The sequence below is a fragment of the Algoriphagus iocasae genome, assembly GCF_014206875.1.
Lineage (GTDB): Bacteria > Bacteroidota > Bacteroidia > Cytophagales > Cyclobacteriaceae > Algoriphagus > Algoriphagus iocasae.
The window spans coordinates 61,610-74,577 of record NZ_JACIJO010000002.1 but is presented as its reverse complement, the minus strand read 5'-3'; the positions used below and the strand labels follow the sequence as shown (position 1 = coordinate 74,577).

Sequence of the window (12,968 nt, the reverse complement as noted above, 5' to 3'; positions counted from 1 at the left end):
TAATAGAATGGCTAGATATACAGGTCCTAAAGCAAAGATCGCCAGAAAATTTGGTGAGCCTATCGAAGGGCATAGCAAAGCGCTTCAAAAGAAAAACTACCCTCCAGGACAACATGGTAGAGGTAGAAGAAAGAAGCAATCAGAATATGCTATTCAGCTTGCTGAAAAGCAAAAAGCAAAATACATCTACGGAGTGTTGGAGAGACAATTCGCTAAGATGTTTGATATTGCTTCCAGAAAATCTGGAATTACCGGTGAAAACCTACTTCAGCTTCTTGAAGCTAGATTAGATAACACTGTTTACAGAATGGGAATCGCTCCAACCAGAAGAGGTGCAAGACAATTGGTCTCTCACAAGCACGTGCTTGTAAATGGTGAAGTAGTAAACATTCCTTCCTATTCTTTGAAGCCTGGTGATATTGTTTCCGTAAGAGAAAGATCTAAGTCTTTGGAAGCTATTACCAATAGTTTGGCTGGTAGAGGTGCTAATAAATATTCCTGGTTAGAGTGGGATAGCGCTTCTTTGTCCGGCAAATTCGTCAGTGTACCTTCCAGAGATGATATTCCAGAGAATGTCAAGGAACAACTCATTGTCGAACTTTACTCTAAGTAATTTTACTATTTTCAGCTTTTAAAAAAAGAACAAGATATATGTCCATACTAGCATTTCAAATGCCCGAAAAAGTGGTGATGGAAAAGGCCGACGACTTCCATGGCTTGTTTACTTTCAAACCACTAGAAAAAGGCTATGGAGTTACTATAGGTAACGCCCTAAGAAGAATTTTGCTTTCTTCGCTGGAGGGTTATGCCATCACTTCTATCAAAATCCCAGGAGTGGTGCATGAGTTTTCTACCATCGAAGGTGTTGTTGAAGATGTGACCGATATTATTTTGAATTTGAAGCAGGTGAGATTCAAGAAAGTGCATGAAGCATTTGACGGAAAAATCACAGTGGAAATCAAAAATCAGTCTGTGTTCACCGCAGGGGACATTGCTAAGTTCACTTCTTCTTTCGAAATCTTAAATCCAGATTTGGTTATCTGTCATATCGACGAGACTAAAAACTTTGAGATCGAGATCACTATCGAAAAAGGAAGAGGATATCTACCAGCTGAAGAATCCAAACCAAAAGAGCAGGTATTCGGGCAAATCGCCATCGATGCAATCTTTACTCCTATTAAAAATGTAAAGTACAGCGTTGAGAATACCCGTGTTGAACAGAAAACTGACTTTGAAAAGTTGATTCTGGAAGTATCTACTGATGGCTCTATCCACCCGGAGAAAGCACTTCAGGAGTCTGCTAAAATCCTGATCCAACACTTCATGTTGTTCTCTGATCAAACTATGGTCCTTGACTCCACAGGAATCGCTGAACCAGAGCCAATTGACGAGGAGTTCTTGCACATGAGAAAATTGTTGAAGACATCTTTGGGCGATCTAGATCTATCTGTTCGTGCATTCAACTGTCTGAAAGCTGCTGATGTGAAGACTCTAGGAGATCTTGCCAAACTTGAAATTTCTGACATGATGAAATTCAGAAACTTCGGTAAGAAATCTCTTGCTGAGCTGGAGCAACTGATCCAAGAGAAAGGTCTGACCTTCGGGATGGATATTTCTAAGTATAAACTTGATGAAGAATAAATAACGATGAGACACGGTAAGAAATTTAACCACCTTGGTAGGAAAGCCGCTCACAGGAAGGCCATGCTTTCCAACATGGCAACTTCCCTGATTCTTCACAAGCGTATTTCAACTACGCTTGCCAAGGCTAAAGAATTGAAGAAATATGTGGAGCCATTGGTTTCAAGATCTAAAGAAGATACTACTCATAACAGAAGAATTGCATTCTCTTACCTGAAAAGCAAAGAGGCTATCATCGCTCTTTTCGGTGAAATCAGTTCTAAAGTAGGTACACGTCCAGGAGGTTATACTCGTATTATCAAAACTGGATTCCGTCTAGGTGATAATGCTGAGATGTGTATTATTGAGCTTGTAGACTTTAATGAATTAATGTTGAAGGATGCGAAACCAGCTAAGAAGACTACCAGAAGATCTCGTAGAGGTACTGGTAAATCTGCTGATGCTCCTGCTGCACCAGCTGCTGAAGCTAAAACTGAAGAGCCAAAAGCTCCAGAAGCTTCTGCTGATTCAACTGAAGGTGAAACTGAAGAAAAATAAGTTGATTAACGACTTAGATATTGTAAAAGGATTGGACTTTCGTTCAATCCTTTTTTTATACCCCATCCATTTATTCTCCTTCCCAATAAATCTTTAACTTTGGGCAACTTTCTAGAAAATGATTAGACAAAAAGCGACTTTACTCTTAGCGGATGGAACTGTGTTCCATGGATCCCTCATCGGAAATGCCGGTACCAATGGCGGCGAAATTTGCTTTAATACTGGTATGACTGGTTACCAGGAAATTTACACCGATCCATCGTACACCGGGCAAATTGTAGTAACTACCACTCCTCATATTGGAAATTATGGGGTGATCGACTCTGAAGTGGAATCAGATTTCCCTACAGTAGCCGGAATCGTGGTGAATAATTTCTCTGATATCTATTCAAGAATAGATGCATCAGGGTCTCTTCAGGATTATTTGGTGAAAAATAAAATCACTGGAATTGCAGATGTGGACACCAGAAAGCTGGTAAGACATCTTCGTTCCAAAGGTGCAATGAATGCAATCATCAGTTCTGAATTTGAAGGAAACCTTGATGGCTTAAAAGCAGAACTTGATAAAGTTCCAAACATGGATGGCTTGGAATTATCTTCTCAGGTTTGTACTCAGGAGCCTTATTTTGTCGGCGATGAAAACTCCAGCATTAAAGTAGCATGCCTTGATTTTGGTATCAAAAAGAATATTCTTAGAAATCTTTCTGATCGCGGTGTTTACTGCAAAGTATTCCCAGCAAAAACTAAACTTGCTGAAATGGAAGCTTGGTCTCCAAATGCCTATTTCCTTTCAAATGGTCCAGGTGATCCTGCTGTGATGGAATATGCAGTAGAAACTACAAAAGATATCCTGAATACTGGTAAGCCGGTTTTTGGAATCTGCTTAGGTCACCAGATCTTGGCAGAATCAGTCGGTATTTCTACCTACAAAATGCACCACGGTCACCGAGGTTTGAATCACCCAATCAAAAACTTGATCACTGGTAAAAGTGAGATAACCTCTCAAAACCATGGTTTCAATATCACTAGAGAAGATGCTGAGAATAATGCGGATGTAGAAATCACGCATGTTCATTTAAATGACAATACCGTGGCTGGTATCAAGTTGAAAAACAAACCTGCATTTTCTGTCCAATATCACCCGGAGTCCTCTCCAGGTCCTCACGACTCACGTTATCTTTTTGATGAGTTTATTTCTTTAATCAATAAAAATTAAATCTCAATAACCTTTTAATACTATGACATTAATTCAAGCAATTCATGCAAGACAAATTTTAGACTCCAGAGGGAACCCTACTATCGAAGTAGATGTACTGACAGACTCTGGTGCTTTTGGTCGTGCGGCAGTACCTAGTGGTGCTTCTACAGGTGTCAATGAAGCCGTAGAACTTCGTGACGGAGACAAAAGTAAATACCTTGGCAAAGGTGTCTTGAAAGCAGTTGAAAATGTAAATGAAATCATCCAGTCTGAATTGATCGGTGAATCAGTTTTTGATCAAAGAGGAATAGACAATTTGATGATCAAATTGGATGGCACAGATACAAAATCAAAATTAGGAGCAAACGCAATTCTTGGTGTTTCTTTGGCAGTAGCCAAAGCTGCAGCTGATGATTTGGGTATTCCTTTGTTTAGATATGTAGGTGGTGTAAACGCGAAAACTCTACCTGTACCAATGATGAATATCATCAATGGTGGTTCTCACTCTGATGCTCCAATCGCATTCCAGGAATTTATGATCCGCCCAGTTGGCGCTCCTTCATTCTCTGAAGCGATGAGAATGGGTGCTGAGATTTTCCATAATTTGAAGAAAATCCTTCATGATAAAGGTTTGAGTACTGCAGTAGGAGACGAAGGTGGTTTTGCACCAAATTTCTCTGGTGGTACTGAAGAAGCTTTGGCTTGTATCCTAGATGCTATCGAAAAAGCTGGTTACAAAGCTGGATCTGACATCACTATCGCTCTAGATTGCGCTTCTTCTGAATTCTTTGAAGACGGAAAATATAACTACGCTAAATTCGAAGGAGAAACTGGAAAAGTTAGATCAAGAGCTGAGCAAGTTGATTACTTGGCTGGATTGACTGAGAAATATCCAATCGATTCCATCGAAGACGGCTGTGCTGAAGAAGATTGGGAAGGATGGGCAATGTTGACTGCTAAAATTGGTGATAAAGTTCAATTGGTAGGAGATGACCTTTTCGTGACCAATGTGAAATTCCTAAAAAGAGGAATCGAAGAGAAGTCTGCAAACTCTATCTTGATCAAAGTAAACCAAATCGGTACTTTAACTGAAACTTTGGATGCTATTGATTTGGCACACAAGGCAGGTTTCACTGCAGTAATGTCACACAGATCTGGTGAAACTGAAGATTCAACCATCGCTGATCTAGCAGTAGCTTGTAACTGTGGTCAAATCAAAACTGGTTCTGCTTCCCGTTCTGATAGAATGGCTAAGTATAATCAATTGTTAAGAATCGAGGAATTACTTGCTGATACAGCTTATTTTCCAAAAAAATAAGGTTCAATAACCAAGTTTAAAGCAGTCCTTTTTGGACTGCTTTTTTTTGCATCATTTTTGTACCTTGGCTAAAAGATAATCTTTTTGAAAACTCATGAGTAAATACCTCAAATACACCAAAAACTTCTACGTGCTAGGAATGATCTTTTTCATTTTTTGGATGTCCTTTATTGATTCCAATAATATTGTAAATCAGTTTAGGTTAAGCAGTAAGTTGGGAGAATTAGAGGATCAAAAGGAGTTTTATCAGGAAAGAAAAGAGATAATAAAAGCTGAAAGGGAAGAATTGATGAGTAATCCTGAACTTTTGGAGAAGTTTGCACGTGAAAAATATCTCATGAAGAAGAAGACTGAAGATCTCTATGTTATTGTTGAAAAATAAGTTTTTTGTCACTTTTCTATTAGTTTTTTCGCTGCACTTTGTGGCAACTGCCCAACGGGAGATTTACCAAGATTCCATCGCGTTTAAAGATCGTTTGTACTTCGGAGGTAATTTCGGAATGCAGTTTGGTACTGTCACTTTATTAGATGTGTCCCCTTTGGTAGGAGTGATGATTACTCCCAGGTTTTCATCCGGAGTTGGCTTGACATATCAATACTTTAATGATCGAAGATATATTGGAGGAGAGACTTCCTCTTATGGAGGTAGGGTGTTTTCCCGCTACAATGTACTTCCCAATATCTTTGCTCATGCCGAATTAGAGACTATCAATTTTGATAATTATAATATTTTAGCGGATCGTTTTGAACGGATCTGGGCTAATTCTCTTTTCCTTGGAGGTGGTTATTTTGCTCCATTTGGACCTAGAGGAGGTGCCAACTTCACCTTTTTATACAATGTCCTTCACGATAACTTAAGATCACCTTACAGTGAACCTTATGTGATAAGGGTTGGTTTTGTACTTTAATTAGTGGGCAAAATCCTCAACTATGAATTCCTTTATTTCCAAAATTCACCAAGCTCATCTGGAATGTTCAGATTGCCCTTCCCCTAAGGTGATTCAGAAGTTTTTTGAGGAAGTTTTGGGACTTCTTTTTCCTGAATTTGCTCCTGAGAAAATAAAAGATAAAGAGCTGATTGAAGAGAAATTTTCAAATCTGGAAAAGACTTTAGCCTCTATTCTCTCTCGCAATCTACACTTACATTCAGGGGATGGTGACCATATCGCAAGGGATTTCTTTAAAGGTTTGGAAAGGGTCTACGATTGGATACAGGAGGATGTAGAAGCGATTTTCGCTGGAGATCCCGCTGCAAAATCACGAACTGAAATTTTGCGAAGCTATCCGGGATTTTATGCAATTGCAGCTTATAGAATTGCGCATTTACTTCATCAACTCGGAGTTTCATTGATTCCCAGAATAATTACAGAGTTTGCTCACAGTAAAACTGGAATTGAAATTCACCCAGGTGCGAGAATAGGTCAATATTTCTGCATTGATCACGGAACTGGCGTAGTAATAGGAGAAACCACTGTCATTGGAAATCATGTCAAAATCTATCAGGGGGTAACTCTGGGAGCTTTGAGTGTGAATAAGGCAGATGCAGATATCAAAAGGCATCCAACCATCGAGGACCATGTTGTGATTTATTCTGGTGCGACAATACTAGGAGGAAAGACCATCATAGGAGAGAATAGCGTAATCGGAGGAAACGTATGGTTGACGAAAAGTGTGCCTGCAGGAAGCAAAGTTTACTATCAAACTCAAATGTATCACACTGATACTGCGGTAACCGATTTATACATTTTTAAAAATGACCAGGATGAAGCTATTTGAACTGATTGGAAATACCCCACTTATTTCACTTGATCAAATCCCTACCAATCCCAATGTTCAGATCCTCTGCAAACTGGAGGGCCAAAATCCGGGAGGGTCTGTAAAAGATCGGGCAGCATTCAATATGATTAAATCCGCTCTGGAGCGTGGTGACATTAAAGCAGGTGATAAATTGGTAGAGGCTACTAGTGGAAATACCGGAATTGCTTTGGCTATGGTGGCCAAAACTCTAGGTTTGGATATGACCTTAATCATGCCTGATAATTCTACCAAGGAGCGTGTCCTTTCCATGGAGGCATATGGTGCCAAAGTGATTTTGACTCCTGCGGCTAAAACAATTGAATATTCCAGAACCTTAGCTGAAAAAATGCAAGAGGAGGAAGGGTATTTTATGTTGAATCAATTTGCTAATCCTGATAATTATCTCGCCCATTATAAAACCACTGGTCCTGAGATTTGGAATGAGACGGATGGGGAAATCACTCATTTTGTCTCAGCAATGGGAACAACAGGTACTATTATGGGAGTGTCCATGTATTTGAAAGAAATGAATCCTTCCATCCAAATTGTAGGTACCCAACCTACAGATGGATCAAGTATTCCTGGTATCAGAAGGTGGTCTCCTGAGTTTCTTCCAAAAATATTCGATCCATCTAGAGTAGATCAAGTGATAGATGTCAGTCAAGATCAGGCCACGGAGATGACTAGACGAATGGCCAAAGAAGAAGGCATTCTCGCTGGGATGAGCAGCGGAGGAGCACTTCATGCAGCTATAGAACTTTCCAAAAATTTGAAGGAAGGACTAATCGTTTGCATCACCTGTGATCGTGGCGATCGATATTTGAGTTCTGATCTTTTTGGTTAATTAGAAAAACTTCTTAATCTTTTCTATACCGGTTTTTGCGACTGCTAGGGGATCTTGAGCCCAATAAGTTTCATTGAATAGCTCCAAAGAAAGAATCTTTGTTCCTCCCATCTGGTCAAGCAAATCTGCAATTTCCTGATAAGGAGCAATGCCATCTCCTGGATAAACACGGTCTTTATCAGCAAGTTCTTCGCGTGGTTTTCCTGAAGGGATATCATTCACATGGATGACATCAAAAGCATCTCCACTCAGAAGTTTTAAAGCGTTGTATCCTGATCCACCTCTATAAAGGTGATAAACGTCAGGAAGTATTTTTGCATCAGGATTATTAGCTGCCACGGCCACTGATAGACATTGACTTAAATTATGAAATGGGCCAAAAGAACCCCAGAATTCCAGTTGGGGCATAACACCCATTCTTTTTCCAAGGTCGATCAATCGATTAAATTTCTCAGCTGAATCTTCAACATTAATCTGTCCTTCTGCGCCAATTGCCGGTGCAGCAACTCTTACACAGGAGATTTCTGCAAGCATGCCCATTTCCCTTTCCATCTGAGCAAACCCTTGTTTGGACTTTTCAGGATCTTGTGCCATCCAAGGTGCAAATCCGATTGCATTGAAAGGTGAAATTTTCGCATCTGAAAAAAGCTTTTTTAATGAAGCCAGGCTTTTGCCTGAGGATACATATCCTTCAATTTCATTGATCCATATTTCCATCCCATCATATCCTGCCTCAGCAGCGATATTGATCATTTCGGGTAGAGTTGGTTTTTGGCCCCTAATAGTGCTGGTATTAAGGCAATATTTAAAATCAGCCTTCTTTTTTGGTTTTGGATTTGCCAAAGTGACTCCGGTAGTCAACGTAAGTGGGGCGAGGGCAATGGATTTTAGAAGGTTTCTTCGTTTCATTTTAGGTTTATGGTTTTAGTCAAATTACTTCCGATTATCTTTTTAATTTACCGCTTATATTATTCCCTGAAAATCAGAATCAAAACAGAATTAGTATCGTAGTGATCTTATGCTAAAAATAAACTTTTTCGGGCCTTTTATATTGTTTTTTATATGGACTGCAGAAATTTCTGCTCAGTCCAAGCCTTTTATTTCCCTGTATAAAGAACAACTCCCATACTTTCAGGAATTAATTACTGGTGGCCAATATGGAGAAGCTCCTCTCAATTATGAAGGTCATCCGTATTTCGAAAAAAGAGTATTTGAAGAGGGCTTGCTTTCTATCAATAAGATTGATTATACAGATGTACAGTTGTTATATGATGAAAATGCCGACGTAGTTGTCACTTTTCACCCTATTTACAAACAGAAGATTTTGATCAAATCCGAAAAAATCGAAGAGTTTCAGCTGGACAAGGATCATATCTTCAGGAGGTTTGAAGGAAATAATTCCTATCCCCATCATAATAATGGGTTTTATCAAGTAAAGAAAGACGGAGAGATTAAAGTCTTACAAAAGCACTACAAAATCATAGAAGCTACCAAAGAGGTGGGAAAATACCCCTACAAATTCGTTGAGGATAACGAATATTTTTATTGGTTCAATGGGGAATTTGTCCCGATTAGAAAAAAGAAACAAGCTATTAAAAGTCTTGGATTAAGCAAAAGAGAGGTAAAAAAGCACATGAAGCAAATAGACGTTTATTTTGCCTTGGAGAAGGAACAATACATTTTGGAATTGGCGGATTTTAGGGAAAATCAAGCGGAGGAATTTAAAGGATTTGTTAAATGAAACATCTTTACCTGCTGTTTTTTGGAATCCTGTTGACATTTGGAAGTTTTGCACAAACCAATACATCTACTAAGCTAACTGGCACTTACCTGGGAATGTCCTTTGAGCGATTTGTGGAGAAAGTGGAATCTGAAACTCCCTATAAGTTTTTTTATAAAGAATCTGATGTTGAAAATATCCAAGTAAACCTCCAAGCTTCTAATTCCGAGATTCGTTTGATTTTGGATGAGATTTTCTTGAACTCAGGATTAACCTATTCAATTGATAGCTCCAAAAGAATTTGGGTGTCAAAAGGGAATCGGATTTTAATTGATTTTCCGGAGGAGTATTTTAAGATTCAAGAGCGACAAGAATTATTGGTCAACGCCGGAGATTCCTTAGGCGAATTTGAAAAAAACAAGCGTTTTGTAATTGGTAAAGCTTCTGATAATCCAGAATCCAGCACAGCGGTGCTCTCGGGGGTCGTAACCAGTATAGAGTCTGGGAATCCTATGAATGGAGCAGTGGTTTTGGAAAAAGTAAAGTATACACAAGTAGCCACAGATAGAAATGGCCGTTACCAACTGACGCTTCCAAAAGGAAGACATACGATCTGGGTACAAAATATCGGTGGATTTCAAGAGCAGCGACAAATAGATTTAAGAGGAGATGGAGTCCTTAATATGAGTATTGAAGAGACCATCATGTCTTTAGATGAAGTAGTAGTAAGCTCAGGAGCTCTTTCCAACATCAATAAACTGGACATGGGAGTGCAATCGATCAGTATTGCAGAAGTGAAAAGATTACCAGCCGTGATGGGCGAGGTGGATGTTTTGAGGGGAGTTCTTACCATGCCTGGAGTAAATACCGTTGGTGAAGCCACAACAGGTTTTAATGTGAGAGGTGGAGCTGCAGATCAAAACCTGATTCTTTACGGAAATTCTACAGTGTTTAATCCAACTCATGCTTTTGGTTTCTTCTCAGCATTCAACGCTGATATAGTATCAGGTGTAGAGTTATATAAAGGCTCTATTCCGGTTAATTATGGTGGAAGATTATCTTCCGTTCTTCAAGTCGATCCGAAATTTGGTAGAAAAGACAAAATCGGTGGTTCCGGAGGTATAGGGATTTTAACAAGCAGACTAAGCCTTGAAGGCCCGGTAGGAGATAAAACTACCTTTATTGTCGGAGCAAGAACGACCTATTCAGATTGGGCACTGAAATTACTGGAAGACGAAGCTGACCTAAACGGAAGCAAAATTTCCTTTTATGATGTGAATTTCAATGTGCAGCATAATCTAAATGACAAAAACATCCTAGAGTTTTCTGGCTATCTAAGTCAGGATGATTTCCGTTTTGATCCAGATACAGCATATTCCTACAAAAATTTAAACCTGTCTTTAGGTTGGAGACACTTCTTTAATGACCAGTTGGAAGGGAATTTCACTGTTGGAAAAGATGGCTACCAGTTCGGAATCATTGGACAGGATAATCCTTTAAATTCATTTGATTTTGGGTTTGATGTCAACCAGCTATTTGCGAGAGCGGATTTTGAATACAGGAAAAACAGCAATCATATTTTTAAATTCGGTATTCACGGGATCCAATACGCCATCAACCCTGGAGTCAATAAACCATATGGCCCAGAATCGATTGTCATCGAGGATCAACTTCAGGAAGAAAATGCAAGGGAAATCTCCGTGTATTTTGGAGATGAATTTACATTGAGTGATAAGCTGTCTTTGAGTTATGGTGGTAGGTATATGTTATACCAGATGTTGGGACCAATGACCATCAATGAATATGTGGATGGAGCTCCTATCACGGAAAGTAACGTAATCGGTGAAAAGACTTTTGGGAAAGGTGAAAATGTCAAAACCTATCATGGCCCTGAATTCAGAGCATCTGCGAGATATATATTGGATAATAAGTCTTCTGTGAAAATTGGCTTTAACACCATGCGCCAAAATATTCACCTTTTGTCTAACTCTTCTTCGATTTCACCTACTGATTCCTGGAAGTTAAGTGACAGCTATATTAAACCTCAGACCGGTGGACAAGGCTCTGTTGGGTATTACCGAAACCTGGCAAATAACAAGTTGGAGTTTTCTACAGAGGTTTATTATCGATACATGAATAATTTGCTTGATTATCGCTCAGGAGCAAAAATTGTTCTGAACGATGACATCGAGCAGGATGTGCTTAATTCTGATGGCAAAGCTTATGGGGTTGAGTTTTTACTTAAAAAGAACACCGGTGCCTTAAAGGGATCTTTGGCCTACACTTATTCTAGGTCTCTCATGAAAACCTCGGATGAACCAAGTGTGGAAAAGATTAATGATGGGGATTTTTATTCCAGCAATTTTGACCAGCCGCACCATGTGGTGTTAGTTGCAAATTATGAATTGAGTAAAAGGATAAATACTTCGCTCAACCTGAATTATAGCACAGGTCGTCCGATAACACTACCGATTTCTAAATTTGATTATGCCGGATCAGAAAGAGTTTATTTCTCTGATCGAAACGCTTATAGAATTCCGGATTATTTCAGAATGGATTTTTCAGTTAATCTGGAAGGAAATCATAAAGTAAGGAAATTGGCTCATGCTTCTTGGTCTTTTGGAGTTTACAATTTGCTGGGAAGAAGCAACCCTTATTCTGTCTATTATGTGCCAGAAGGAGGAAAATTAAGAGGATACCAGCTTTCTATTTTTGCAAGGCCAATCCCATTTATCACGTATAATTTTAGGTTTTGATGATGAAGGTTTCACGTTTATACTGGATAATATTGATTTTGGCTGTTAGTTGCCGGGAGCCTTTTGAGCCTGAAATAGAGCCAACAGATGAGAAGGTTTTGGTGGTCGAAGGGTATTTGGATACAGAAGGAATCCCGAGTGTCCTGAAATTGAGTTATACCAGAAATATCAATACTGAAGAAGGCTTTGTACAGACATTTCCTGAGGCGAATGTGTTTTTGGAATCTGAATCTGGAAATCAATTTTCACTGACCCCATTAGATAGTGGTAGGTTTGAGTTTGCTCAAGACATTTCGGAACAAGAAAATTATCGATTGCGAATCTTCACCAATGATGGAAATAGCTATTCATCAGATTTGCTAAAGCCGATTTTGACACCGGAAATCATCGATGTGGGTTTTGAAAGAAACGAAAATGGAATAGAGGTCTACCTGACTACAAAAGGTGATGAAAATGCAGATGATTTTCTCTGGACTTATCAGGAAACCTATGCTTTCCGACCAAAATTCCCTACAGCTTATCGATATGATCCAGATCTTAAAACAGTGGTATTGGCAACAGAAGAAAATCAAACGAGTCTTTGCTATCGGGATCAACTGAGTTCGGATTTAATTTTGGAGACATCCTCAAGATTTGAGGATCAATTTGTATTTAGACAATCTATTGCTCAAATACCTACAGGAGATGAGCGATTAACAGTAAGATATAGTATCCTGATTTCCCAAAAAGCATTAGATAAAAATGCCTCCGAATTCTGGGAAGTCATGAGAAAAAATACGGATGACCTTGGTTCTATTTTTAGCCCTTTGCCATCAAATATAGGTGGCAACATCAAGAATGATCAAAATCCAGATGCCCCTGTAGTTGGGTTCGTGAGTTTGGGGACAGTGAAACAAGAAAGACTTTGGATCGACTTCAGAGATGTAATTCCTTGGTCTAAGCTAGATGTTCCTGAATATTTTGGTTGTCTTGTCGAACCAGATACAATTTTAATTAAAGACTATGAAGTGGCTTTTAAATCTGGAGGGTATATGCCCGCAGTTCCAATATTTTGTGATACCTGCTACGATCCAATAGGGTTTCAAAAGGCTGAAAGGAGATGTGTGGATTGCACACTAAGAGGATCAAATGTAAAACCTGATTTCTGGGAAGAGTAG

13 protein-coding genes are annotated in these 12,968 nt (G+C 39.1%); 12 read left to right on the top strand and 1 reads right to left on the bottom strand.

What is annotated here, in order from left to right; genetic code table 11:
* The first annotated feature begins 7 nt into the window (after positions 1–7).
* From rpsD to cysM, 9 genes are all read left to right on the top strand, one after another.
* Positions 8–613: a 30S ribosomal protein S4 gene (gene rpsD, locus FHS59_RS07705; RefSeq protein ID WP_074226896.1), complete on the top strand. Its 606-nt coding sequence runs from the start codon at positions 8–10 to the stop codon at positions 611–613.
* Positions 614–651: 38 nt separating this feature from the next.
* The gene (locus tag FHS59_RS07700; RefSeq protein ID WP_184494585.1) at positions 652–1,641 is read left to right on the top strand and encodes a DNA-directed RNA polymerase subunit alpha; all 990 of its coding nucleotides are present in this window, start codon (positions 652–654) and stop codon (positions 1,639–1,641) included.
* A 6-nt stretch (positions 1,642–1,647) separates the two neighbouring features.
* On the top strand, positions 1,648–2,178 hold the full coding sequence (gene rplQ / locus FHS59_RS07695) for a 50S ribosomal protein L17 (RefSeq protein ID WP_184494584.1): 531 nt from the start codon (positions 1,648–1,650) through the stop codon (positions 2,176–2,178).
* A 118-nt stretch (positions 2,179–2,296) separates the two neighbouring features.
* Positions 2,297–3,394, top strand: coding sequence for a glutamine-hydrolyzing carbamoyl-phosphate synthase small subunit (gene carA, locus FHS59_RS07690; RefSeq protein WP_184494583.1), 1,098 nt, complete (start codon positions 2,297–2,299; stop codon positions 3,392–3,394).
* 22 nt (positions 3,395–3,416) lie between these two features.
* Positions 3,417–4,694, top strand: coding sequence for a phosphopyruvate hydratase (eno, locus tag FHS59_RS07685; RefSeq protein WP_184494582.1), 1,278 nt, complete (start codon positions 3,417–3,419; stop codon positions 4,692–4,694).
* A gap of 94 nt (positions 4,695–4,788) precedes the next feature.
* Positions 4,789–5,076, top strand: coding sequence for an FtsB family cell division protein (locus tag FHS59_RS07680; protein ID WP_184494581.1), 288 nt, complete (start codon positions 4,789–4,791; stop codon positions 5,074–5,076).
* Positions 5,057–5,602, top strand: a complete 546-nt coding sequence (locus FHS59_RS07675) for a hypothetical protein (protein WP_184494580.1) — start codon at positions 5,057–5,059, stop codon at positions 5,600–5,602. Before FHS59_RS07680 ends, FHS59_RS07675 begins: the two co-directional genes overlap by 20 nt.
* 22 nt (positions 5,603–5,624) lie before the next feature.
* Positions 5,625–6,470, top strand: coding sequence for a serine O-acetyltransferase EpsC (epsC, locus tag FHS59_RS07670; RefSeq protein WP_184494579.1), 846 nt, complete (start codon positions 5,625–5,627; stop codon positions 6,468–6,470).
* Positions 6,457–7,335 (top strand): cysteine synthase CysM, encoded by an 879-nt coding sequence (gene cysM / locus FHS59_RS07665; protein WP_184494578.1) that lies wholly within the window; start codon positions 6,457–6,459, stop codon positions 7,333–7,335. The genes epsC and cysM overlap by 14 nt, the downstream gene beginning before the upstream one ends.
* On the opposite strand, the gene FHS59_RS07660 is transcribed toward cysM, so the two are convergent.
* On the bottom strand, positions 7,336–8,244 hold the full coding sequence (locus FHS59_RS07660) for a sugar phosphate isomerase/epimerase family protein (protein ID WP_184494577.1): 909 nt from the start codon (positions 8,242–8,244) through the stop codon (positions 7,336–7,338).
* A 109-nt stretch (positions 8,245–8,353) separates the two neighbouring features.
* On the opposite strand from FHS59_RS07660, the gene FHS59_RS07655 reads away from it, so the two are divergent.
* From FHS59_RS07655 to FHS59_RS07645, 3 genes are read left to right on the top strand one after another with little or no spacing between them, the layout of a single operon-like run.
* Positions 8,354–9,076 (top strand): hypothetical protein, encoded by a 723-nt coding sequence (locus tag FHS59_RS07655; protein WP_184494576.1) that lies wholly within the window; start codon positions 8,354–8,356, stop codon positions 9,074–9,076.
* Positions 9,073–11,811 carry a TonB-dependent receptor gene (locus FHS59_RS07650; RefSeq protein WP_184494575.1) on the top strand — a complete coding sequence of 913 codons (2,739 nt, stop codon included), beginning with the start codon at positions 9,073–9,075 and terminating at the stop codon, positions 11,809–11,811. Before FHS59_RS07655 ends, FHS59_RS07650 begins: the two co-directional genes overlap by 4 nt.
* Positions 11,811–12,968 carry a DUF4249 domain-containing protein gene (locus tag FHS59_RS07645; RefSeq protein WP_184494574.1) on the top strand — a complete coding sequence of 386 codons (1,158 nt, stop codon included), beginning with the start codon at positions 11,811–11,813 and terminating at the stop codon, positions 12,966–12,968. The genes FHS59_RS07650 and FHS59_RS07645 overlap by 1 nt, the downstream gene beginning before the upstream one ends.